Source organism: Acinetobacter sp. NEB149, assembly GCF_012516415.1.
Lineage (GTDB): Bacteria > Pseudomonadota > Gammaproteobacteria > Pseudomonadales > Moraxellaceae > Acinetobacter > Acinetobacter lwoffii_V.
Window position 1 is genome coordinate 2,161,605 of sequence record NZ_CP051208.1, and the last position, 23,903, is coordinate 2,185,507.

Below are 23,903 nucleotides of genomic sequence, written 5' to 3' on the forward strand. Positions count from 1 at the left end.
AAATTGCAAAAAATAAAAAACCGCTTCTACAAGCGGTTTTTCAAGAAAATCTAGCAATCTTATGAGATACGCATTCCGACCACAGCAAGCTGCCCCTGACGAATCAAGGTGACACGCGCGATGCTACCCTTTTTCAGTTCAGACACCTCTTGCACAAACTGATTTGAATTCAGTACTGTCTGGTTATTAATTTGCGTGATCACATCATTCGGCATGATTCGTGCCTGTGCTGCAATACCACCCGGACGTACATCCTGAATCACCACACCACCTTTGATTTCCAGACTCGCTAACTCTGCTGGACTGAGGTCACGAATTGAAACCCCGATCACTGGCCCTTTGCTGGGTTGAGCCTGTGTGCTTGCTTTTGCTGGGGTATCATCTGGTGCCGCACTTAAAGTCGCTGCAATACTACGACGTTTATCATCACGCAAGATTTCAAGTTGTACCTGCTGCTGAGGTGCAGTACGGTTCAAATAGTTCAACAACTCGCTGGTACGTGAGATTGGGGTACCATTGTATTTTAAGATCACATCACTGGCACGCAGACCCGCACGTGCAGCCGGTGAATTTGGCGCAACCTGAGTCACCAAGGAACCTTCAGGCTTAGGCAGGTTATAGGATTCAGCAAGATTACGGTCGATATCCTGCAAACTCACGCCCAGATAAGAGCGGGTCACTTTACCATTCTTTTTCAGCTGATCTGCAACTTCCATTGCCACATCAATCGGAATCGAAAAGGACAAGCCCATATACCCACCGGTTCCACTAAAGATCCGTGAGTTGACACCGACCACTTCACCACGCTGGTTAAATAGAGGACCCCCTGAATTACCCGGGTTCAATGCTACATCTGTCTGGATGAAAGGTACTGCAGTTTCACCCATCATATTACGCATTTTGGCACTAACGATTCCGGCAGAAGCGGAATAATCAAAACCAAATGGCGAACCAATTGCGAGTACAGGCTCACCAACACGTAAGCGTCCTACATCACCCGTCCGTAATTCTGGGAAATTCGAGCCATTAACTTTAAGCAAAGCTACGTCAGTTCGTGCATCACTCCCTACAACAGTGGCATCAATTTCACGACGGTCATTCAGGGTAATGGTGACTTTGGAAGCATCCTCAACCACATGATGATTGGTCAGCAGATAACCATCCTTGCTGATAAAGAATGCACTGCCATAGCCCGTCTTTTCCTGTGGCATACGCTGTTGCGGAATAATCACCTGATTACCAAAAAAGCGGCGCAGAATTTCCGGCACTTGTTGTTGTAAGAGCTCTTCTTCGCTCATTTTTTTAACGACATTGACACTGACCACTGCAGGACTGACCTGCTCGACCAGATTTGAAAAATCAACCGGCGTTACAGCCTGCAACTGTGCAGCACTCATGGTGAGAGTGGCTGCAAATAATCCTTTTTTTAAGTCTAGAATTTTCATATAAATTATTCACTCAAATTATTGATAAATTTATGTAAATAGGTTTTATCACAAACACTGTAAAGTTTAAGTAATAATATGTTTCAATACTTTATTCTGGGCAATATCTCATTATTAAAGCATTAAGTTAAGGCTTTGATTAATTTTTTTCATCAATAAATGAGCACTTCAACGCTTGCCTTTTGTATAAAAAAGCGCTGTTATTACCAAACTTTTTTAAAATTAGCTGATGGACATGTCTAATTTATCCCTTACCCATCAATTTGACGTCATTATTGTGGGCAGTGGCGGTGCCGGTTTAAGTTTAGCCTTATCGCTCCCAGATCATTTTAATATTGCAGTGTTGGCGAAATCTACCCTGACAGATGCCAGCACTTTTTATGCTCAAGGTGGCGTGGCCGCAGTACTGGATGAAATGGATTCGATTGAACAACATATTGATGACACTATGATTGCAGGTGCGCAACTGTGTGAAATGGATGCGGTTAAACAGACGGTAGAAGGTGGCAAACCCTCGGTTGATTTCCTGCTGAAACATGGCGTTCAATTTACCCTCGATGAACAGGAACAATTACATCTCACCCGTGAAGGTGGTCATTCACAGCGCCGAATTATTCATGCGGCCGATGCCACGGGTCGTGCCATTTCCACTACTCTGGTACAACGCGCTCAAGAAAAAAAGAATATTAAAATTTTTGAAAATTATATTGCGATTGACCTGATCTGTTCACAAAAGCTGGGGTTAGACGGCGATAATCGCGCGCTGGGTTTATATGTACTGGATGAAAAAACTGAAAAAGTGCATACCTTCTTGGCACCATTTACCGCGCTAGCCTGTGGCGGTGCCATGAAAGCCTATCTTTACACCTCAAATCCAGATATTGCTACGGGTGATGGTATTGCCATGGCTTATCGTGCCGGCTGCCGGGTCGCAAATATGGAATTTAACCAGTTCCATCCGACCTGCCTGTATCATCCACAAGCACGTTCTTTCCTGATTACTGAAGCAATGCGTGGTGAAGGCGCTTATCTGCGTCTGCCTGATGGTGAACGCTTTATGCTGCGTTTTGATGAACGTGCCGAACTCGCACCGCGTGATATCGTGGCACGTGCCATCGACTATGAAATCAAGCGTCTCGGTATACGTCATGTCTGGCTGGACATTACCCATAAAGATGAAAGCTTTGTCAAAGAGCATTTCCCTACCCTGTATGCCCGTTTACTTGAACTAGGGATCGATATTACCAAGGACATGATTCCAGTGGTTCCGGCAGCCCATTACACCTGCGGTGGCGTCGTGGTCGATGAAAACAGTCAGACGGATATTGCCGGACTCTATGCGATTGGGGAAACCTCTTATACTGGTCTGCATGGTGCTAACCGAATGGCAAGTAACTCACTTTTAGAATGTTTTGTCTATGGTATGAGTGCGGCCAAGCACATTCAGAAAAATTTCAAGACCGATCAGCCAGCTCCTACAGTCCCATCTTGGGATGATTCTCAGGTGACCAACCCGGATGAAGATGTGGTGATTCTGCAAAACTGGGATGAGCTACGTCAGACCATGTGGAACTATGTGGGCATTGTCCGCACCACCAAACGCTTGGAACGTGCACTACATCGCATTGAAATGCTGAAAAAAGAAATTACCGAGTATTATCAGGATTACCAGGTCAGCAAAAATCTGATCGAGCTGCGTAATCTGGTGTTGGTGTCCGAGATGATCGTGCGCTGCGCCATGCACCGCAAAGAATCTCGCGGTCTGCATTTCACCTTGGATTATCCCGAGCTGCTACCAGAACTACGCAAAACAGTCCTCGTCCCACCAAATTTTGAAGTGGAAACACCTTTGGTGAATTGTTAAAAGTGGATGGAGATAACATCTTTGGGTGATATCTCCTTTTCTTTTTAGATTTTTATCTGCTTAAATTTAACTTAGGCTATTTACAGCCAGTCTTCTATCTTTCAGGTAATTAACGTTGTGGTGGAATTGAATATGTTCCTGTCACATGCGCCACAGGTTCTTCATTATCTATCGAATAAATCCAGACCTCTCCCACGATCAGTGCCTTGCCGACCTTGATCAGCTTACATTCTCCCCGTATATCGGTTCCACCTGAAGGTTTACGTAAAAAATTGATATTCAAGTTAGTGGTCACGGCCAAACCGACCAATCCAATTTCACCCAGAATGGCAACATAAAGAGCAAAATCCGCCAAGGTCATCATGGTTGGGCCAGAAACCGTGCCGCCTGGACGCAATTCCTCTGATCTCACCTGATAAAGCAAAGTGGCTCCACGCGGAGAAACGGCTTCAATCCGGCACTTCTCTAGGCTTTGTGGAAATTCTTGTTGTAAAAATTGTTCTATCTCAGTTTTGGTCGTTTTCATATGATTAAAAAATCTTCTATATCAGCCTTAATATAGAAGATTCTTCACAGATAAACCTAGAGAAAAATTAAATAAAAAGTATTTTAATAATCGGCTTATTTTAAATAACTTAAGGCCTGCTCAAATACCTGCTCAGGCGTTTGAGTTGCATCCAGACGTTTGATCCGTTCAGGATGACGTTGCCATAAAGTTTCATATCCCGCTCTCACTTTCTCAAAGAAAGTGACTTTTTCCTGTTCAAAGCGATCCAGCGCACCACGTTCACGTGCTCGGTTCATCCCCAGTTCAATAGGTGCTTCTAACCAGAACGTGATGTCCGGCATGCGTGCGACAAAGTGGTCATTCAGTAACTGCAACTTGGTTTCGCTCAGACCCCGACCTGCACATTGATAGGCAAAGCTGGCATCTTATATTCCTTTATATTAATTTGTAAACAAAAGTAGTTATATCCTAATACTATATAATGTAAACTATACAAGTATTACCGAAATGATGAACTTCTTTAAAGTCTAAAAGAATCTAGCTTAGAGATGTTTTATAGTAATTGAGCTTAGTTATTAGGAATCAAATTAAAAATGACCCAAATCATTGGACTTGCAGCTGTAGCTAGATCAGGTAAAGACACAGTAGCTTCTATGTTATTAAAACATGAAGGTGTAACCACATATGCTTTAGCTGACCCGCTTAAAATTGGATGCCAAATTTTATTTGGGTTAACTGATGCAGAGACTTGGCATGATAATATAAAAGAAGAAGTAATCTCTCATTGGGGATGGTCACCTAGAAAGTTTTTTCAAACAGTTGGAACAGATTGGCTTAGAGAGTTAAATTCGGATCATTGGTTATTAAGAGCAAATTTGGCTTTCAACCAATATAAAACTAATGAACCTGATAAATCACAACTTGACTTCACTGATCCTAAAGCTCCATTTAAGTTAGCAGCGCAAGCTATTTTTGGAATTACTCAAGAAGAGTCCTGGAACCCTTCATTATTGAATAAAAAAATCAAATACTGGGACATGACACCAAATGAAATGATCGAATTTCTTCAGGATCATGCCCTCAAAGAATTTAGTAATTATCACCTTTTAAGATCTAAAAGACCTTTGGTTCTTCCGTCAAAAGAAATACCCATTTACGGCAAAAACAATATTGTAATAATCAAAGATATTCGATTTGAGAATGAAGCTGATTTTATTCGTTCTCATAACGGCACAATATGGCACGTTCAGCGAGATAATGCTGCAAAAGTTATAAACCACTCTTCTGAAAAAGGAATAGAAATCAAACACGGGGATACTATTATTTATAACAATGGTTCTTTAATGGATTTAGAATTACTCGTTGAAAAGGAATGGGAAAAAATTAATCGTGAATGATATAAATATTCGGGGGTTAGATCAGTTGAAACATCTTCTAGTCATGTTATAAAGGCTAGATACTTAAACCTTCAAGGCTTTGATCTTGATAATAAACTTTGCTTTGATTTGCATAGAATGTTCCTTTTTCACTCTAAGGATAGAATTTCTTCATCCGCTTATCTCCTAATTCAAGCAATTGAAACATTCTTTGAATTTATAAATAAATATAATGAGAGACAGCCTGACAGACTAAAAATAGACACTCTTGCTAAAGTACACTCGGAAATTTTTAGAGCCTATATAAGATATTGTCAAAAAAATAAATTAAGCCTAGAGCTTCCCTCAAAGCTTAAATCAGCAATTGTAGATTTTGCTCAAAATACAATGTTAATACCAATACCTTTATTACCTAATGTCACTGCTTTTAAAACCAAGAGCAAGCCAACAGAACCTTTAGATGAAATTTGTTATAATGATTTAATTAATGCATTAAAATTAGAAATAAATCGACTTTACGAAAAAGTAAACTTTATTGAAAAAGTTAATCAGGTAGAGCCATATACCTTATCAGAAGCTCATTTAGACATAACTCCACCCATGACTAAAGAGCGTGTATTCGCATGGTATGAGATGATACTCAATAAAGAAATTATTAGTAAACTTACGGTACAAAGCCTACCTATAAAATTAAAAAAATGTATCGATCCTGAACTTTTAGAATTAATGAACCAGCCTAATTCTATAATGATTGATAAATTCAAAGCTATTTATGAAAGAGATAAAGAATTAATAGATACCTCTAAAGAAATTCAACAGCTAAGGAAACAACAAGGGTTTGGATTAAGACACTGGAATTTCGATGTTGCAAGAGGATTAAAAACATTAATTGTTAACGGCTATCCAATGCATAAGACTTTAGATGAAATTAATGTCAAATATGCGGCTGACTCTTGCATAAATAAGGGAGAGTGTGAGGATATTATTCAACTATTAATATTACGTATATCTCGTGCTCAATCTAAATTTAAACACCCTGAAATAGACAATTGGGATGCTTTTTTAGGAATGTATTTTCCATCTATGATTGATGCAGCTGCAATCTACTTAATGCTAGCAATTCAAACTGGCTGGAATAAAGAGACTATTTTATCAATTGACCCTAACAATTATGAGCATGTATTAAGTGGAACTTTGAGTGAAAACCAGTCTATTATATTTTCAGAAAAACATAGAAGCCAAGATTCTAATCTTCCCTACAGTAGTTCAAAGGAGTTTATAGCTCCTAGCAACAAAGATGATAGATATTCGATCTATAACATTATTCAATTAGCAAAAAAGATTACAGCACCTCTTCAGGATTATTCGTTTGATTATATCCCTATGCACCATAAAGAAGAGGATTTAAACCCTCTATTTATATGCCTTAGATATTGGGCTGACTGGGTTTCTAAAGGAGGAAGACATACTTCATTATCTCAGAATAAAGCTTTTCAAACCGCAATTAAACATTTTATTAACAAGCATGAAATTAAAGAACATGGAAAGCAAATTTCAGCAATTGGTGATCTTACTTTAAGACTTCGCATTACGTGGATGCAAAATAAACGAAAAAAACTTCCTTTAACAGTTATTAGACTGATACAAGGACATACGACCAAAGATACTACAGACCGATATTACGACAATTCTGGTATAGCAAAACAAGATAGAGTAAAACGTTTAAGGATTGAACAAGAAAAAATCGTAACTTTACTTAGGCATCGAGAATTTAAAGGAATTATCGGAACACAAGCTAATCAAAGTGCGACTACAAATCTAGGATTAAAAATTTTCCATATTCCAGGACAAAAAAATTCTTTATGGGGGTGTTCTAATCAATATGAACCAACATGGATCGGCTCAGAAAATGAGATTCCTGAGGGAAAAAAATGTTATTCAATTCAAAATTGTATTTTCTGCAAACAAATTCGCCTTTTTGAAGAATCTGTTCCTTATCTAATGGAACGACTACAACATCTAGAAGATTCAATGAGCGATATATATCAGCCTGATTCAACATTGATTGAAGAAAAATTGATTATTGAGTCAATTCTAGATAACTGGAATGATGATGATCATATTAAACAATCCGCACGGTACCAAAGAAAAAATGCGCCTCTGTTACCTAGAAACTTAAATGATTTGAAAGTAATTTTTGAGGATGATTATGCTTGATCTTGATGAATATTTTACCACTGAATCGTTGCTGCAGGATCAAGCTGAGGCTGCTAGTGAAGAATTCAATCATGTTTTACAAACCACTGGAGGGAGAATATCTAGCTCAGTTATTTCACTATCTATAAAACTAAGTGAATATCCTGATCAAGACTTTCCTATTTCTGACTATTCTTCATATAAAGATGATGTATGGTTACTTGAATTTCCCACTGGTAGCAACCCTGTAAAAATCAACTTCAGAAAAGAAGATACAAAATACAATGGCTTAAAACGTGCATTGTTATATTACGTAATCCCAGATTTTTGCGCATTTGGCAACATTAGAAGTTACGCCACCACTAGATCTTATAATTCAACTTTTAACCTCTTTCTATCCTATATTTTTCACTATAATCATTTATCTCCAGATGACCCTTCTGATATAGATTGTATTAGTCCAGCTATATTAAACGATGCACTCGATAGAGCAAAAAACAATCAAGACACTCCAAGTCATTATTGTGACCTATTTCGTATCATTAGATTATGGTTATCATTATCTCATCAAGAAGCCATACCAGAGAATTACAGACTAAAGATAAATCCAATATCTGTTGATAATAAACACCGATCTAAGGATGTTCTTAATCATTTTCAGGGTACATTATCTACTTGGCTGCCATTTTCTGAGGATGAACTCTCAAAATTAATGGAGTATTCATTATTCTGGCTCGAAATTGCATTACCAGAATTGATAAAAGTACGTGATTATATTGATGGCCTAGATTTATCAAATACCAGCCATGCTCCTTTCTATTCATGGGCACCAGACGAAGAATTTGAAAGACTTACAAACATTACAATTGATGGAATAAATGTAATGTCTAGCATTAGAAGTTTTCAAAAAACTAGCCTTCAAAGCCATAGTAAGCCCTACGTATATACATGGAAAAATCAATATGCAATAGCTTTAGATCATGTTAGGAATGCTTTGTTTATTTTAGTTGGTCTTACTGTAGGAATGAGAGCAAGAGAAATTGGGCAAATCATGCTAGACGATACCTACAAAGATAAAAATGATGAATATTGGATAAATATTACAAGATTTAAAACCACCAATGACCCAAATTATCAGGGTGAAACCGAAGTAATGCCTATTCCTTATTTTATCGGTAACTGCATAGATTGTTTTAAATATTTAAAAAGCTTATCTAATTTTAATAAGGAAGGTTATTTATTTCAGTCAAACAAAAGCAGAAAAGTACTAAATAATTTCACAAGCGGACAAATTAAGCTCATCACGAATGAAATTAGACAATTTACTGGAATCGAAAGTCCTCACACTCATCGGTTTAGAAAAACAGTAGCTGAAATATTAATTAATAGAAGTGAAAAAAATATCGATTTAATCCGAATGCTGTTTGGACATGAAAGCTATGCCATGACTCTGAAATATATAGCTAGAAATCCTTTTATGGTTAATGCAATTGCAGAAGCTATTGAAGTACATTTTACTGAGGATTTTCATGAGGTAGTACGCAATATTAGAGATGAGTCTTATTCAGGGAAATTAGCCGAAAGAATTGCAAATACAATGATCTCTATTCCAGAAAAATTTGTTGGAAAACAACTTAAACTTCAAATTATGAATTATGTATCACACATGCTTTCTAGTGGAGAGATTTGGTTTATTCACAGATCTGCTTTAGGCTCCTATTGTATTTATAGTGACGAAATAGAAAAGGATGACCTACTTCCATGCCTTTTAGAAAAAAACAATTTGGGAGCTTCTTTAACTCCTGATGTGAATAATTGTCAATTGGATTGTCAATATTGCGTTGTCCTTGAAAAATCGAGGAAAGCTATCTCCGACAACATCAACTTCTATCACGGTGTTTTAGAGTCAACTGATAACATTGGCCAGAAAGCAGAGGCAATGATCCGTAAAAAACTTGCAGCGAATGAAAAACATCTAGAAACCTTAGATATGAATCATCACAAAGTTAAAAAGGCTCTAAAAATGGAAGTGGTACAATTATGAGTTCAACAACAAGATCTAAACTTGTTAATGCTATCATTGAAGAAAATGTAAAAAATCCTAGTGTTAAATTAAAAATACAGGATATCTGTACAATTGTAGATATATCTAGACAATCATTTAATCGATATTATTCTGATTTGAAACCCTATATGAACGGTGAAAAACCTATTAGTGAATTAATTAAGGGTGAGGAGGAAATTTCTTCCGACAAATTATTATCTAGCTACCAATCAAAAATTGTTGAACTTCAGAATAAACTTAATGGGTTAGAAGAAGTCCATAGTAAAGAAATAGCTAAAATAAAAAATAATATGACAACTACATTAATGAACAATGATCTTACTTCATTTGATGCAGATACTATTAGATTACAGTTGCAGAAGCAAAGCTTACACAACGACAAACTACTAGAGAAGATCAATACTTTACAGAATGAATTAAGTAAACAACAAATAATACAAAGTACTAATTCTGCAATCCCCTCTTTCTCTGCTAAATTTGAAGTCTTAGAAGAGAATTTTGAATCGATTTTTAAAAATTATAAAGATACTGACAATATTGACACTTTCGAAGATGAAAAAGATAGTGCTATTAATCGCATAATAACAAAATTGAATAAACTTTCAGTTAATAGAAAAGTAGTTGTTATCATATTTATGGAAAGGTATCTATGCAGTTTTAATAAATTTGTCCAAAATTATGTATTTAATTCCGATACCCTCCATTTATTTGTCAGACTTCCCATCCACTCAAGATCAGAATTAAAATTAATCTTGAAAAAACTAAACAACCAATCAGGAATACAAATCTACATTCCACATTCAGATTCAGAGGCAATCACTAAATCACAACGTCAATTTTTTTTCAGAAATATCCCTAATTCTGAATTTCAGGCAGCTGATAAACTATTTATACCTTCAGTACAGGATGGTTTTGATAAAGTATGCCAATATCGAATAAATCAGGGGATTAATGATAACAATACAGTCCATACTGATCGAATATAAAAGCGTCGATACACTTAATGATAGTCAGCATTTTGTCTTAAAAGCTATACTTCCTGGTGATAAAGAAATATTACTTAGCCATCCTAATTTATTTCTATACTACGAAACAAATAGAGCAATTAACACATCCAAGCGGTATGCAAATATCTTAGCTCAATTTTATTCATATTTATCTACAGATGAAAAGTTCCGGGATATTGAGATCAGCAAATATCATGTTCTTACTGATAACCGTGACATCAGAAAATGGCAAATTTATCGTCAAATAAAAAGAGTACAAAAACAGTCTAATAAACCGACTTCAAAGACGATTTTTGAAGATGCAAAAATTATTTTAAATTATTTCAAATGGTTACATAATTCTGGATACATCACTAATGTATCTATAGAGCATAAGAATTGGATTGCTAATTTCAAAAATCAAAGAATGCTTAATTATATTCAACAAACAGCTAAACAGGTTATAGATGCGAAAAATATAAAAGTTCTAGATAAAGAAAGACGACAGAGCTCTTCAAAGTCTCTTATTACAAATCATGAGATTAAGGCTTTGATTAATGCTTATACTGATCCCGCCTACTCTGCCTTGTTTAAGCTGTCTCTTGGCACTGGTATGCGTCCTATAGAACTTGTCCAATTCCCATACCTTGGAAATGGAGAGAATAAACATATAATGCCATATTCTGAGATGGATAAAGATAATCCCACCATCGGGTTCGAAGTAATAGGCAAAGGGAAAAAGCTTCGAACTGTCAGAATTAATATCAAAGATCTTAAAGAATTAGATAATACTTATATCAAGCCTTTTTACAATGAAAGAAGAAAATTATATCGAGAAAAATATGGAATTGAGTGCCCACCATCAATCTTGTTTTTAAATAAAGTGGGGAAACCTATAACGCCAACAATGATTTCCAAACGCTCAAATGATGCCAAATTAAGAGCAATGAAATTTTATCCAGACTTTAGAGAAAAAATTACATTTTATGAAGCTAGGCATTGGTGGCCCACTATGTTTGCACTTGAGTTTTTTAAGGAAAAGCTTCTCGATAGTTCCTCAGAGGTTCTTTATGCAGCTTTTGCTGAAGCATTAAAGAATCAGATGGGACATGAGGATTTAGAAACCACCTACAAATACTACATCGATATGGCAAGACTAGTATATTCAGCACATCAAAGGACTGTTCATGAATTACTTGTCTCACCTCAAAAAACAGTTCAAGAAATGTTAGATGAAATGAAATAGCGAAGCTTATTAAAGTTTGCAAAATCAACATTTAATTGAACATCCATTGTTATTCAAGTTGGACACTTTAATAAATTCTTTGATAAATTAAGGTGTCTAATGTGGTTCCGTTAATTAGACCACTCAATTCAGTTTTATAAGTGATAAATCCGCTCTAAATATTTAAATTATGCTGCCATTACTTTTAGTAAATGTTGATCATAAAATTCATCCGGTGTTGCCTTATTCAAACTTGAATGAGGACGTATCATGTTATAAAAATCCAAATATTCAGCAATTGATTGTTTCGCTTGTTTAACCGTATCGTAAGCCTTCAAATAGACTTCCTCATGCTTCACGCTGCGCCATAAACGCTCAATCATTACATTATCCATCCATCGTCCTTTCCCAGTAAGCGTCCGCTGAATCCCATGCCTATTTTTTAATTTTGGTCGGATTTCCAGCGGTGTGGCAGTAATTCTTCTATTTGGGTCACTTTATGTGTCGGCAACCTTTTCAGCACATCACTGAGATAGGCATACGGATCCAACCCATTCAGCTTTGCTGACTGGATTAAAGTCATGATATTTGCCGCTCGCTGTCCACTGCGCAGCGAACCTGCAAACAACCAGTTCTTACGGCCCAATGCCCAGGGACGCATTGAGTTCTCTGCCCAGTTATTGTCAATGGGTAGATTGCCATCATCCAGATAGCGGCTTAAGGCTGGCCAACGCTTCAGACTGTAATTGATGGCCTTGGCGGTTGGAGAAATCGATGGCACCGTCAGATAATGTTGGTTGAGCCATTCATACAGTTGTTGCATCACCGGTTGGCTGTGCTGTTGCCGGTATTCGCGGCGGTGTTCTGCTGTACTATCGGTCTTTTTCCTGAGTTCTGCTTCTATCGCATACAGTTTCTGAATCATCAGTAATGCCTGTTCAGCGATCTGACTTTTCCCAGTCACATGCAGTTCATGGAATTTACGACGCGCATGCGCCATGCAGCCCACCTCAATGACATCGCCTGATTTAAAGCGTGCTTTATAACCACTGTAATCATCACAGACCAGATGGCCCTGCCAGCCATTCAGGAACTCTTCTGCATGCTGACCTGAACGGCTATCCTGAAAGTCATAGATCACCGCTTGAACTGGATTGTACTGTGTAGTGGCATAGGCCCAGACATAACCTTTCTTCGGTTTTTTCTCATCATCACCCATCCGCATGATGGTGACCGGCGTTTCATCGGCATGGATCACCCGCTGTTGCAGCACCACCTCTTTTAAGGCATTGGCCAGAGGTTCCAGTTCCACACCGCAGCGACCTATCCAGTCAGATAAAGTTGATCTAGAAAGTTCGATTCCCGCCCGCTGATAGATCAGACGTTGACGGTACAGCGGTAAATGATCGGCATACTTCGATACCAGCACATGGCTGAGCAGTTCAGGTGAAGCAATGCCTTTATCAATCACATAGGCAGGCATCGCTTGCTGAGTCAGGGTGTCACACTGATCACAGACCCATTTGCCACGCACATGCTGTTCCTTATAGAACTGTGCCGGTCTGAAATGCAGTTTTTCACTGATATCTTCGCCGATACGACGTAACTGGCAGCCACAACTGCATTGGGTTGATGCTGGTTCATGCTCAATACGAATGGTGTGTAGATGATCGGGCAGCAGTCGACGTTTAGGTTTATTTGCTTTGGCTTTGTGTGTCGCTGCATCGGTTTTATCTGCATTCAGCCGTTCCAGTTCCAGATCAACGGCTGCAATATCTTCTTCGACCGCTTCATCCCAGAGATGGATTTGTTTTGCGGTGAGATGTTCGTTTTTACTGCCGAATTTGTGCTTTTTAAACAGCGCAAGTTCATGCTCGTATTTTTGATTGAGAATGGAAAGATGTTGAACTTGAGCATCTAATTGCTGATTGGATACTTCAAGATGCTGAACTTTGGTATCTAATTGTTGGTTTGATTTTTCTAATTCTTGATTTGATTGTGCCAGAGACTGATGCTGCATTGCCAACTGTCTGGTAAATTCCAGCAGTTGTTCATGGGTCAGTTGGCTTAAATCAGGCAGCGTATTCATGACCGCAGTATGCCTGAGGTCATGAGAAGAATGAAATAGAACGTTTGGAGAATAGCAGAATGGACCAAGCTAGTTTAGAGCATTGTGACCACTTGCTGTCGTCCAATGCGCTGCCAAGGCAAACCCTGGATCAGTGCCTGTAACTGTTCCGGGCTGAGGGCTACGCTTTCACCCTGGTGAACTTTAGCCCAGTGAAATTTGCCCTGTTCCAGCCGCCGGGCACACAGCCAGATCCCCAGTCCATCATGCACCAGTACTTTCATGCGATGGCCACGTTTATTACAGAACAGGTAAGCACAATGCGGTTTGATGTAGCCAAAGGCTCTCACCACCTGAGCCATGATAGTATCCATCCCTGCTCGCATATCCAGAGGTTGGGTAGAAAGCCAGATTTCATCGATACGGATCATGTTGCCAGTGCCTTGAGTAATTCTGCTAAAGCAGATATTTCTGATACTTGCCATTTCAAGCCAATTTCTGCTTTTGAGTGGGGTAAAGTAATTTGAACCTTTAACATGTCAGTAGGAGTAGGATCTAATGGTGCAGAGCAAGATAAGGCAATAAATGCAGGTTTATTCGGTAGTGGTGAGCGATCATTCCCTGGCTTAGCATCAATTAAGCGAATCCATTTGGATACAAGATTTGTATTCAATCCATGTTGCAAAGCGACTGAAGCAATTGAAACGTCCGGTGCTTTACAAGCCTGAACGATCTGCTGTTTAAATTCAGCACTGTATGTTCTTCGTTTTTTCGCAAGAGATGCGATGGATGTCTGGTGATTTGTAGTCATAAATTTTAGTCCCCACTTGTTTTTAAGTGGGGACTAAATTAAGGCTTATAGGATGAATTCAGAAGGTGTGTTCAGCGGACGCTTACCTTTCCCATCCATACTGATACGGATATTTCGCAATTTTAACTCATTCAAAAATGCCTCGCTTGTGAATTGACTGCCTTGGTCTGTATTAAACACCTCAGGACAACCATATTTCACAATTGCTTCTTGCAACGCATCTATGCAAAAGTCTGTTTCCATACTGATCGATACTCGATGAGCCAGTACTTTACGACTATGCCAATCTATAATTGCACACAGATAGACAAAGCCTTTAGCCATAGGAATGTACGTTATATCTGTACACCAGACTTGATTAGAGTGATCGATGACCATGTTTTTCAACAGATATGGGAAAATACGGTGTGCAAGATTAGGCTTACTGGTATTGGGTTTTGGATACAAGGCATGTATTCCCATCAAGCGCATTAAACGTCGGACTTTACGCCGACCTATTTGATGTCCTTGACGCTGTAGCATATCTCGTATCATTCGACTGCCCATAAATGGGTAGTCGAGATGAATTTCATCGATTAGACGCATCCAACTCAAATCAGTTGATGAAATCTCTTTGGGCTTGTAATACAACGTACTGCGATTGATTTGAATCAATTGCGATTGTTGTCGTACCGAAAGTTGATGGGTCTTATCGATCATTTTTTGCCGCTCAGCTGCCCTATTTTTCTGAGCGCACCTTCTAAAAAATCAATTTGCAATGCCTGATGTCCTATCTTGGCATGTAGAGCTTTGAGGTCAATCTCTGGTTCTTGTTGTGCTGTTGGTCGTGAAAAAATATTGACTGATTGCTCAAGCAGTTGATTTTTCCAATCGATGATTTGGTTTTGATGTAAATCGAATTGAGTAGAAAGTTCAGCGAGTGTGTGGTCGCCTTTAATTGCTGCGAGAGCAACTTTAACTTTAAACTCTGCTGAATGATTACGACGTTTTCTTCGTGTCATGGTTGACTCCAAAAACAAGCATTTCCCATGCTTATTGGGGAGTAGATTATCACTTATAGGCGTGGTCTAAAATCCTAGAACCACATCAGTAGGAGTAGGATCTAATGGTGCAGAGCAAGATAAGGCAATAAATGCAGGTTTATTCGGTAGTGGTGAGCGATCATTCCCTGGCTTACCATCAATTAAGCGAATCCATTTGGATACAAGATTTGTATTCAATCCATGTTGCAAAGCGACCGAAGCAATTGAAACGTCCGGTGCTTTACAAGCCTGAACGATCTGCTGTTTAAATTCAGCACTGTATGTTCTTCGTTTTTTCGCAAGAGATGCGATGGATGTCTGGTTATTTGTAGTCATGAATTTTAGTCCCCACTTGTTTTTAAGTGGGGACTAAATTAAGGCTTATAGGATGAATTCATAAGGTGTGTTCAGCGGACGCTTACTTTTGAGGAAGCACTTCTACTCGTTATTTTGCAAAAATTGAAATTTTCCAATAGGTTCATGAACCTATTTTTCAATGAAAATTAAAATGTTTTATAAGTTATTAAATTTTATAGATATATCTTGTGTTTTATTTATGAACTAGACTTTTGGTGAACATAAGTTAAATAGGGGATAAAATACGATCATGTATTTATAATCCGGTTCTTTTTTGATAGTAAGCGTCCGCTGAACACACCTTATGAATTCGTCCTATAAGCCTTAATTTAGTCCTCACTTAAAAACAAGTGGGAACTTAAATTTATGACTACAAATAACCAGACATCCATCGCATCTCTTACGATAATACGAAGAACATATAGTGCTGAATTTAAACAGCAGATCGTTCAGGCGTGTAAAGCATCGGAGGTTTCAATTGCTTCGGTCGCTTTGCAACATGGATTGAATACACATCTTGTATCCAAATGGATTCGCTTAATTGATGCTAAGCCAGGGAATGATCGCTCACTACTACCGAATAAACCTGCATTTATTGCCTTATCTTGCTCTGCACCATTAGATCCTATTTCTACTGGCATGTTAACGGTTCAAATTACTTTACCCCACTCAAAAGCAGAAATTGGCTTGAAATGGCAAGTATCAGAAATATCTGCTTTAGCAAAATTACTCAAGGCACTTACAACATGATCCGTATCGATGAAATCTGGTTGTCTACTCAGCCCATGGACATGCGTGCAGGTATGGATACGGCCATGGCTCAGGTGGTGAGAGCCTTTGGCTACATCAAACCGCATTGTGCTTACCTGTTCTGTAATAAACGTGGCCATCGCATGAAAGTGCTGGTACATGATGGACTGGGGATCTGGCTGTGTGCTCGGCGGTTGGAACAGGGAAAATTCCACTGGGCTAAAGTTCACCAGGGTGAAAGCGTAGCCCTCAGCCCGGAACAGTTACAGGCACTGATCCAGGGTTTGCCCTGGCAGCGCATTGGACAACAGCAGGTAGTGACGATGCTCTAAACCAGGTTGGTGCATTCTGCTATTCTCCAAACGTTCTATTTCCTCTGCGTCATGACCTCAGGCATACTGCGGTCATGAATACGCTGCCTGACTTAAGCCAACTGACCCATGAACAACTGCTGGAATTTACCAGACAGTTGGCAATGCAGCATCAACAACTCGCAGAAGATAACCAACAATTAGATACCAAAGTTCAGCATCTTGAAGCATGCAACCAACATCTTTCCATTCTCAATCAAAAATACGAGCATGAACTGGCGCTGTTTAAAAAGCACAAATTCGGCAGTAAAAACGAACATCTCACCGCAAAACAAATCCATCTATGGGACGAAGCGGTCGAAGAAGATATCGCAGCCGTTGATCTAGAATTAGAACGATTAAATGCAGATAAAACCGATGCAGCGACACAGAAAGCCACAGTCAACAAACCTAAACGTCGACTGCTGCCCGATCATCTACACACCATCCGTATCGAGCATGAACCAACATCAACCCAATGTGCTTGTGGCTGCCAGTTACGTCGTATCGGCGAAGATATCAGTGAAAAATTGAATTTCAGACCGGCACAGTTCTATAAGGAACAGCATGTGCGTGGCAAATGGGTCTGTGATCAGTGTGACACCCTGACTCAGCAAGCGATGCCCGCCTATGTGATTGATAAAGGTATTGCCAGTCCTGAACTGCTTAGCCATGTGTTGGTCTCGAAATACGCAGATCATTTACCGCTGTACCGTCAACGTCTGATCTATCAGCGGGCGGGAATCGAGCTTTCTAGATCAACTTTATCTGACTGGATAGGTCGCTGCGGTGTAGAGCTGGAGCCTCTGGCCAATGCTTTAAAAGAGGTGGTGCTGCAACAGCGGGTGATCCATGCCGATGAAACACCAGTCACCATCATGCGGATGGGTGATGATGAGAAAAAACCGAAGAAAGGTTATGTCTGGGCCTATGCAACAACCCAATATAATCCAATTCAAGCCGTGATCTATGACTTTCAGGATAGTCGTTCAGGCCAGCATGCTGAAGCGTTCCTGAAAGACTGGCAGGGCCATCTGGTCTGTGATGATTACAGTGGTTATAAAGCACGCTTTAAATCAGGCCAGGTCATTGAGGTGGGCTGCATGGCGCATGCGCGTCGTAAATTCCATGAACTGCATGTGACCGGGAAAAGTCAGGTCGCTGAACAGGCCTTAGTGCTGATTCAGAAACTGTATGCCATAGAAGCAGAACTCAGGAAAAAGACCGATGGTACAGCAGAACAGCGCCGCGAATACCGACAACAGCATAGTCAACCAGTGATGCAACAACTGTATGAATGGCTCAACCAGCATCAACTGACGGTGCCATCGAGTTCTCCAACCGCCAAGGCCATCAATTACACTCTGAAGCGTTGGCCAGCTTTAAGCCGCTATCTGGATGATGGCAATCTACCGATTTGCAATAATTGGGTGGAAAACCAGGTGCGGCCTTGGGCGTTGGGACGTAAGAACTGGTTATTTGCAGGTTCGCTGCGTAGTGGTCAGCGAGCGGCAAACATCATGACTTTAATCCAGTCAGCAAAGCTGAATGGGTTGGATCCATATGCCTATTTAAGTGATGTGCTGAAAAGATTGCCGACCCATAAAGTGACCCAAATAGAAGAATTACTGCCACACCGCTGGAAACCTGAACCGAATTAAAAATAGACATGGGGTTCAGCGGACGCTTACTTTTGATAGAAAGAATTACCCTGTTTTTCAAATTCATTTCTTATCCTCGATATCGGGTTATTATAAAACTCGTTAGCCAGGCTTTTAATATTAGTAAATTTTGGACTCCAGTATCCTAGACATGAGACAGCCTCATTTTGAAGCTGCCTCAAAGGCTTCTGGACTTATCCTGTCGAAAGGCATTAACGCCTGATTCGATTGTAAAATACCTCGATATAATCAAACACATTTGTACAGGAAATTTCTCGAGTTTTATACATTATTTTTAATTCTTTACTTATTTAAGTTACTAAAAAATAAAAGAATTATCTTTCTCTTAGAGCCTCTTTAGCCTTGTTAAACGGCTTGATCAGATAATCCATCACGGTTTTTGAACCTGTACGAATATCCACGGTGGCCACCATCCCTGGAGTAATATTGAACTCCTGCCCGGCATTATTGCTGAGCTTGTCACTGTCTGTGCGAATATAGACGCGGTAATAGAACTGATCCTGCTTGACTTCATCACGCAAGGTATCTGGTGAAATCATCGCAACTTTACCATTTAACCCACCATAGATCGAATAATCATAAGCTGTAATTTTAACCAATGCTTCCTGATCAGGGCGAATAAAGGCAATATCACGCGGCGAAATTCGCGCTTCAACCAGTAATTTTTCATCCAGTGGCACGATGGTCATTAACTTGCCATTTTGTGGAATCACGCCGCCCAGTGTCATCACATCAATCTCTTTGACTACACCGCGAACCGGGGATTTAAAAACAGTTCGACTCAAAGTATCCGACTTGCCACGAACCACCTGTTGCTGGGTTTCCACATCGGTATTGGCTTTGGACAATTCTTCCCGCGCTTGGACATAATACTGATTCCGGATATCATTCATCTGATTACGCAGGTCGTTGGCTTCACGTTTTAAGCGTAGTACTTCAACCTCACTGGCTGCCCCTTTGGCCACCAGTGGTGCTGTCATTTCCAGCTCTTGCTGTACCAGTACCAAGGCCTGTTCTAGACCGGCCACGGATTCCTCCAGATTGGCACGACGTGACTGATACAGTGCCGTTTCTTCTTTCACCAGTTTTGGATATTTCAAGACTTCTTCGGGAAATACCAATGGCGTACCGCTCACTTCCGCGCGTAAGCGAGCTGAGGTCGCACGTGATGAAATCAGTAAGGATTCAGATTCACCGACATTGGATTCAAAACGGGTCGGGTCGAGCTGAGCCAATACTTGGCCGCGCTCTACAATTTCACCTTCTCTAACATTGAGCGTGGTCAAAATACCGCCTTCTAAAGACTGAACCACCTGCTCTTTAGAAGATGGAATCACTTTACCCGTACCGGTAGAGACTTCTTCCAGGCTAAATAACCAGGCCCAGATCAGCAATACCAATAAACCAATGCCGACAATCCAGATAATGACACTCGATTTAGGTAAAGGTGGTTCCTGAAAGCTGACTTTGCTTGAACGTTTTAGTTCTTTGAGTTCACTCATGCACTTGCTCCAACAACCCGCTTATTGCCACCCTGTGACTGATTCAGGATCTGATCTCGTGGACCATCCATGACAATTTTCCCATCATTCACCACAATAATACGATCCACCAGCTCCAGTACCGCACGGCGATGCGTCGCAACCACCATGGTACGATGGCTCAAATAACTTTTAAGATGATCAATCAACTGCTTTTCTGACACATCATCAATCGCAGCAGTAGGTTCATCTAGCAGTAGAATTTTCGGTTGACGGATCAATAACCGTGTTAACAACAGCGCCTGACGCTGACCGCCAGAAAAACCAACACCACCTTCCAGAATGATATGATCCAGACCTTCTTTTTTCTCCTGCACAAAAGCGAATGCACCGGTGATTTGCAATGCTTCCAGAATTTGCTGATCGGTGGCCAAGGGCGCACCCAGGCTGAGATTTTCACGAATCGAACCATAAAACAGCTGCGAGTTCTGATTCAGCAAGCCCATATCACGACGTACATCTGAAGGATCAATCAGGGTCAGGTCAATACCATCCAGCTTGACCTTGCCCTGTAACGGTGTCTGCATACCAGACAAGAGCTGCAACAAGGTTGATTTCCCGGCACCGTTACGGCCCAGAATCGCAATCTTTTCACCCGGTTTGATTTCAAGCTTTGGAATCATCAGGCTTGGTTTTGGATCATCTTCGCCGTACTTGAATACCACACCACTGAGTTCATAATGACCATCCAGAGCTGGGCGATGAATCAAATGAGAATAATCCGGCTGATCGACCGATTTTTTCATCAACTCATCCAGACCGGCTTTGGCCACTTTGGCCTGTTGCAGACGACCCAACACGCCAGTAATTTGTGAAATGGGTGCCAGCATTCGTGAAGACAGAATCGAACAGGCCACCAATGCACCTGTGGTCATCTCGCCGTCCATCACCGCAAAAGCACCGACCAATACCACAATGGCAAAGGTCAAGCCTTGGATTTTTTGGGTCCAGGCCGTCATCAAGCCGACAATTTTACGTTGCTGCATGCTGACATCGGCTGATACTTCATTCATATGATTCCACTGATTCTGGAAACGTGTTTCAGCCCTTAACAGCTTGATGTCTTCAATGCCTTGTACGGCTTCTACCAGCAAGGCATTGCGGATGGCAGATTCGCGCATCCCCAACTGGGCCAGCTGTGCCAGTTTTTTCTGCGCCAGAATTCCCGGAAGAATCATTAAGGGCACAACGAGTAACATGACCCAGAACAGATTGCCACCGATCACCCAGAAGATCCCTAAGAACAGAAAGAAGAATGGCAGATCGGCAATGGCCGTAACTGTGGTTGAAGTCACCAGTTCGCGAACACCTTCCAGCTCGCGAATTTGTGAAATAAAGGTTCCTGTCGATTTGGAACGTTCACTGTTTTTGATACGTAATGAATGACCAAAAACCCGGTCAGAAATTTTTAAATCCGCGCGTTTACCAATGATGTCTGACAGATAGATCCGCGAGACACGTAAAATAAACTCGAAAATCCCGGCGATCAGCACACCACCGGCCAACACCCATAACGTCGGAATAGATTGTGATGGAATGACACGGTCATAGACATTCATCGAGAAGACTATCGTGGCCAGTGCCAGAATATTGGCAATTAAAGACGCAAACATCACATCGATATAGCGCTTCCAGTCATTCAGGACAATCGACCAGAACCAGTTCTTTTCAAAGGGTTTGATATATTCATCCACCCGCGCATCTGGAACTGAAGATTCAGGACGCAGCACATAAAGATGCTTTATGCCCGTCTCTAACTGTTCAACTGTAAAGCTTTGAGATAAACCTTCATCTCCACTGAGCTGAATGCTGACATTGCCCTGGGTGTCGATGCGTTCGATCACCCCCACATCACCACTATCGAATTCAACCAGTAAAGGTAAACGCCATGGATTCAGCAGGCTGTGGTCAAATTTATTTTTACGGACGTTTAAACCCATCTGACGACTGACTATCTTGAGCATGTCATCGATGTCATGATGTTGGTTCCAGTCCAGTTGCAGGCGAATCCGTTCCTCAGAAGGTTCGATCCGGTAATGCCGGGCAATATTTAAAACTGCCTGAAGCCAAGGTTGATAATTTATTATTGTAGTACTCATGGCTGAACTTCAAACCCCTGAATAGAAATACTGTTAAGCGCGTAAATATCCCGTGTGCGGCCCGTGACCTGAATGTACTGTACGATCGCCGAATAAATGTCATAGCGCGCCGATTCAATTTCCTGCGCGGCACTATGAATGGCTTGCTCTGCGTTCAGCAAGTCCACCACGGTTCGGGTACCCAATTTATATTGTTCTTGATACAGCTCTTTGGTGCGTACCGTGGTTGCGCGGCGCTGGGATAAAACTCCCATTTGTTTTTGTTTATTTTCAATCTGTTCTCGGATCAAGCGCACCTGATCCAGCACATCCAGATAGACCGTATTGACCTGTGCGCGTGCAGCTTCTTCGGCATAACTGGCGGCACGGGTCTGTGAACGTATTGCACCACCCTGATACAAATTACTGCTGGCTTCAATCATGACTGAATTATAAAAGCCATCATCTTCATTATTATTTGGATTCCGCCCATTCATCGCCTGACTTAGACTGCCTTTAATACTAATAGTCGGATAAGGACTTAATCGCGCCTGATCTTTTTGCAAACGGGCAACATTGACCCCGGCATGGGCCAGAATCATGTTCGGAATCTGGGTAAATTCCGGATCCTGATAAAGATCAGCCTGTGCCACAATACGCTCAGGAATCTCCCATTCAATTGCAGATACATCAAATCCTAGCAAGGTACGCAAGCGTTGTTGATATTGTCTGAGCTGGGTCTGCTGAACAATCAGATTCGATTGTGCTGCTTCCAGATTGGACTGGGCCTGAATCGGGTCAGCCTGACTGCTGATCCCGGCGCGGGCACGCAAATTGGCAATTTCTGCAATCCGTCCAATGCCCTGAATCTGCTGCTGGGCAATCTGGGTAATTTGCTGATAGCGTTTGATATTCACTATGGCATCAGCCACTTCAAATGCGATCTGATCCAGACTGACCAGTACCCTTGCCTGTTCTTCTGCTAAACGGGCTTCTTCCACACTGACATTGGTTTTAATTTTGCCAAAGTCATACAGCATCTGGGTGGCATTCAAAGAAACGATTTGTCGTCCACGTTCACCTGAAGTGAGATCCCCTGTCCCGATACCTCCGGATAACTGCGGATAATAACCCGATCTCGCCACATCAATATTCGCGGCCTGTGCAGATAATTTCGAAATACTCTGGGTAATTTCAGGTCGTCGTTGCACTGCCCGGTGTACGGCTTCCACCAGATTCATTGTCTTTGGAATACCAGCTGTGATCGTAGAACTTAAAGCTGGCTGTTCTGACTGTGGCCGGGTAATTTGCGGCAGCTCAGCTACTTTTGATGTATCTAATGAATAATGACCAAGCGAGGTAATATCTATGTTATGCGCTGACCGTGTCGGCTTGGGTGCAATCAGCTGCCCCAAGCCATTTTTGAGATTGGCAAAATAATCTTGTGGAGTTTCCGCATGACTTAAAGAAATTTTCAACAAAAAAGAGAAAATATTACTATTTTTCTTTTTCCTAAATTTTTCTTTCGATTTTTATTCCTATTTTGGATCCTAAATAACATGATTTCTTGTGTTTCGTA

The 23,903-nt window shown here is 40.7% G+C and carries 18 protein-coding genes and 4 pseudogenes; 9 read left to right on the forward strand and 13 right to left on the reverse strand.

Annotation, left to right across the window (positions count from 1 at the left end):
- Nucleotides 1–59: 59 nt before the first annotated feature.
- Nucleotides 60–1,445: a Do family serine endopeptidase gene (locus HGD77_RS10355; RefSeq protein ID WP_004279067.1), complete on the reverse strand. Its 1,386-nt coding sequence runs from the start codon at nt 1,443–1,445 to the stop codon at nt 60–62.
- A 229-nt stretch (nt 1,446–1,674) separates the two neighbouring features.
- Between HGD77_RS10355 and nadB the strand changes: the two genes are divergently transcribed.
- Nucleotides 1,675–3,309: an L-aspartate oxidase gene (gene nadB, locus HGD77_RS10360; protein WP_167513710.1), complete on the forward strand. Its 1,635-nt coding sequence runs from the start codon at nt 1,675–1,677 to the stop codon at nt 3,307–3,309.
- Nucleotides 3,310–3,418: 109 nt separating this feature from the next.
- Here the strand turns inward: nadB and HGD77_RS10365 are convergent, their stop codons facing one another.
- Both HGD77_RS10365 and HGD77_RS10370 read right to left on the reverse strand, forming a co-directional pair.
- The gene (locus HGD77_RS10365; RefSeq protein ID WP_004279069.1) at nt 3,419–3,835 is read right to left on the reverse strand and encodes a PaaI family thioesterase; all 417 of its coding nucleotides are present in this window, start codon (nt 3,833–3,835) and stop codon (nt 3,419–3,421) included.
- Between the two features lie 95 nt (nt 3,836–3,930).
- A pseudogene (locus HGD77_RS10370) lies at nt 3,931–4,242 on the reverse strand (dTMP kinase); the annotation flags it as partial.
- A 168-nt stretch (nt 4,243–4,410) separates the two neighbouring features.
- Between HGD77_RS10370 and HGD77_RS10375 the strand changes: the two are divergent.
- The 5 genes from HGD77_RS10375 to HGD77_RS10395 all read left to right on the forward strand — a co-directional run bounded on the left by HGD77_RS10375 (nt 4,411) and on the right by HGD77_RS10395 (nt 11,686).
- Nucleotides 4,411–5,214, forward strand: a complete 804-nt coding sequence (locus tag HGD77_RS10375; protein ID WP_168730810.1) for a deoxynucleotide monophosphate kinase — start codon at nt 4,411–4,413, stop codon at nt 5,212–5,214.
- Nucleotides 5,215–5,331: 117 nt separating this feature from the next.
- Nucleotides 5,332–7,410 (forward strand): hypothetical protein, encoded by a 2,079-nt coding sequence (locus HGD77_RS10380; protein WP_168730811.1) that lies wholly within the window; start codon nt 5,332–5,334, stop codon nt 7,408–7,410.
- Nucleotides 7,403–9,433 carry a tyrosine-type recombinase/integrase gene (locus HGD77_RS10385; RefSeq protein WP_168730812.1) on the forward strand — a complete coding sequence of 677 codons (2,031 nt, stop codon included), beginning with the start codon at nt 7,403–7,405 and terminating at the stop codon, nt 9,431–9,433. Before HGD77_RS10380 ends, HGD77_RS10385 begins: the two co-directional genes overlap by 8 nt.
- Complete coding sequence (locus tag HGD77_RS10390; RefSeq protein ID WP_168730813.1) at nt 9,430–10,440, forward strand: hypothetical protein; 1,011 nt, start codon at nt 9,430–9,432, stop codon at nt 10,438–10,440. Before HGD77_RS10385 ends, HGD77_RS10390 begins: the two co-directional genes overlap by 4 nt.
- Complete coding sequence (locus HGD77_RS10395; RefSeq protein WP_168730814.1) at nt 10,406–11,686, forward strand: site-specific integrase; 1,281 nt, start codon at nt 10,406–10,408, stop codon at nt 11,684–11,686. Before HGD77_RS10390 ends, HGD77_RS10395 begins: the two co-directional genes overlap by 35 nt.
- Nucleotides 11,687–11,853: 167 nt before the next feature.
- Here the strand turns inward: HGD77_RS10395 and HGD77_RS10400 are convergent.
- The 6 genes and pseudogenes from HGD77_RS10400 to HGD77_RS17230 form a co-directional block, all read right to left on the reverse strand.
- Nucleotides 11,854–12,099 (reverse strand): annotated as a pseudogene (locus HGD77_RS10400) (integrase core domain-containing protein); the annotation flags it as partial.
- 8 nt (nt 12,100–12,107) lie between these two features.
- Nucleotides 12,108–13,754, reverse strand: coding sequence for an IS66 family transposase (tnpC, locus tag HGD77_RS10405; RefSeq protein WP_168730815.1), 1,647 nt, complete (start codon nt 13,752–13,754; stop codon nt 12,108–12,110).
- 74 nt (nt 13,755–13,828) lie between these two features.
- Nucleotides 13,829–14,164, reverse strand: coding sequence for an IS66 family insertion sequence element accessory protein TnpB (tnpB, locus tag HGD77_RS10410; protein WP_159373125.1), 336 nt, complete (start codon nt 14,162–14,164; stop codon nt 13,829–13,831).
- Nucleotides 14,161–14,544, reverse strand: a complete 384-nt coding sequence (gene tnpA, locus HGD77_RS10415) for an IS66-like element accessory protein TnpA (RefSeq protein WP_004646130.1) — start codon at nt 14,542–14,544, stop codon at nt 14,161–14,163. The genes tnpB (HGD77_RS10410) and tnpA overlap by 4 nt, the downstream gene beginning before the upstream one ends.
- An 81-nt stretch (nt 14,545–14,625) precedes the next feature.
- Nucleotides 14,626–15,545 (reverse strand): annotated as a pseudogene (locus HGD77_RS10420) (IS3-like element ISAcsp5 family transposase); the annotation flags it as partial.
- A gap of 66 nt (nt 15,546–15,611) precedes the next feature.
- The gene (locus HGD77_RS17230) at nt 15,612–15,902 is read right to left on the reverse strand and encodes a transposase (protein ID WP_415877825.1); all 291 of its coding nucleotides are present in this window, start codon (nt 15,900–15,902) and stop codon (nt 15,612–15,614) included.
- Nucleotides 15,903–16,289: 387 nt separating this feature from the next.
- Between HGD77_RS17230 and HGD77_RS10430 the strand changes: the two genes are divergently transcribed.
- From HGD77_RS10430 to tnpC (HGD77_RS10440), 3 genes are all read left to right on the forward strand, one after another.
- Complete coding sequence (locus HGD77_RS10430; RefSeq protein ID WP_005100287.1) at nt 16,290–16,673, forward strand: transposase; 384 nt, start codon at nt 16,290–16,292, stop codon at nt 16,671–16,673.
- Nucleotides 16,670–17,005, forward strand: a complete 336-nt coding sequence (gene tnpB, locus HGD77_RS10435) for an IS66 family insertion sequence element accessory protein TnpB (RefSeq protein WP_004282310.1) — start codon at nt 16,670–16,672, stop codon at nt 17,003–17,005. The genes HGD77_RS10430 and tnpB (HGD77_RS10435) overlap by 4 nt, the downstream gene beginning before the upstream one ends.
- Before the next feature lie 74 nt (nt 17,006–17,079).
- Nucleotides 17,080–18,684, forward strand: coding sequence for an IS66 family transposase (gene tnpC / locus HGD77_RS10440; RefSeq protein WP_005100285.1), 1,605 nt, complete (start codon nt 17,080–17,082; stop codon nt 18,682–18,684).
- A gap of 162 nt (nt 18,685–18,846) precedes the next feature.
- Here the strand turns inward: tnpC (HGD77_RS10440) and HGD77_RS17235 are convergent.
- The 4 genes and pseudogenes from HGD77_RS17235 to HGD77_RS10455 all read right to left on the reverse strand — a co-directional run.
- Nucleotides 18,847–18,980: pseudogene (locus HGD77_RS17235) on the reverse strand (IS3 family transposase); the annotation flags it as partial.
- A gap of 39 nt (nt 18,981–19,019) precedes the next feature.
- A complete protein-coding gene (locus HGD77_RS10445; RefSeq protein WP_168730816.1) occupies nt 19,020–20,207 on the reverse strand; it encodes an HlyD family efflux transporter periplasmic adaptor subunit in 1,188 nt (395 codons plus the stop codon).
- Nucleotides 20,204–22,345 (reverse strand): type I secretion system permease/ATPase, encoded by a 2,142-nt coding sequence (locus HGD77_RS10450; RefSeq protein ID WP_168730817.1) that lies wholly within the window; start codon nt 22,343–22,345, stop codon nt 20,204–20,206. The genes HGD77_RS10445 and HGD77_RS10450 overlap by 4 nt, the downstream gene beginning before the upstream one ends.
- A complete protein-coding gene (locus HGD77_RS10455; protein WP_216077182.1) occupies nt 22,342–23,805 on the reverse strand; it encodes a TolC family outer membrane protein in 1,464 nt (487 codons plus the stop codon). The genes HGD77_RS10450 and HGD77_RS10455 overlap by 4 nt, the downstream gene beginning before the upstream one ends.
- Between the last annotated feature and the right edge of the window lie 98 nt (nt 23,806–23,903).

Bases quoted from the DNA above. Each gene is read 5' to 3' on its own strand.
- HGD77_RS10355 (WP_004279067.1), bottom strand. From the start codon at position 1,445: ATGAAAATTCTAGACTTAAAAAAAGGATTATTTGCAGCCACTCTCACC.
- nadB (WP_167513710.1), top strand. From the start codon at position 1,675: ATGGACATGTCTAATTTATCCCTTACCCATCAATTTGACGTCATTATT.
- HGD77_RS10365 (WP_004279069.1), bottom strand. From the start codon at position 3,835: ATGAAAACGACCAAAACTGAGATAGAACAATTTTTACAACAAGAATTT.
- HGD77_RS10375 (WP_168730810.1), top strand. From the start codon at position 4,411: ATGACCCAAATCATTGGACTTGCAGCTGTAGCTAGATCAGGTAAAGAC.
- HGD77_RS10380 (WP_168730811.1), top strand. From the start codon at position 5,332: ATGTTCCTTTTTCACTCTAAGGATAGAATTTCTTCATCCGCTTATCTC.
- HGD77_RS10385 (WP_168730812.1), top strand. From the start codon at position 7,403: ATGCTTGATCTTGATGAATATTTTACCACTGAATCGTTGCTGCAGGAT.
- HGD77_RS10390 (WP_168730813.1), top strand. From the start codon at position 9,430: ATGAGTTCAACAACAAGATCTAAACTTGTTAATGCTATCATTGAAGAA.
- HGD77_RS10395 (WP_168730814.1), top strand. From the start codon at position 10,406: ATGATAACAATACAGTCCATACTGATCGAATATAAAAGCGTCGATACA.
- tnpC (WP_168730815.1), bottom strand. From the start codon at position 13,754: ATGAATACGCTGCCTGATTTAAGCCAACTGACCCATGAACAACTGCTG.
- tnpB (WP_159373125.1), bottom strand. From the start codon at position 14,164: ATGATCCGTATCGATGAAATCTGGCTTTCTACCCAACCTCTGGATATG.
- tnpA (WP_004646130.1), bottom strand. From the start codon at position 14,544: ATGACTACAAATCACCAGACATCCATCGCATCTCTTGCGAAAAAACGA.
- HGD77_RS17230 (WP_415877825.1), bottom strand. From the start codon at position 15,902: ATGACTACAAATAACCAGACATCCATCGCATCTCTTGCGAAAAAACGA.
- HGD77_RS10430 (WP_005100287.1), top strand. From the start codon at position 16,290: ATGACTACAAATAACCAGACATCCATCGCATCTCTTACGATAATACGA.
- tnpB (WP_004282310.1), top strand. From the start codon at position 16,670: ATGATCCGTATCGATGAAATCTGGTTGTCTACTCAGCCCATGGACATG.
- tnpC (WP_005100285.1), top strand. From the start codon at position 17,080: ATGAATACGCTGCCTGACTTAAGCCAACTGACCCATGAACAACTGCTG.
- HGD77_RS10445 (WP_168730816.1), bottom strand. From the start codon at position 20,207: ATGAGTGAACTCAAAGAACTAAAACGTTCAAGCAAAGTCAGCTTTCAG.
- HGD77_RS10450 (WP_168730817.1), bottom strand. From the start codon at position 22,345: ATGAGTACTACAATAATAAATTATCAACCTTGGCTTCAGGCAGTTTTA.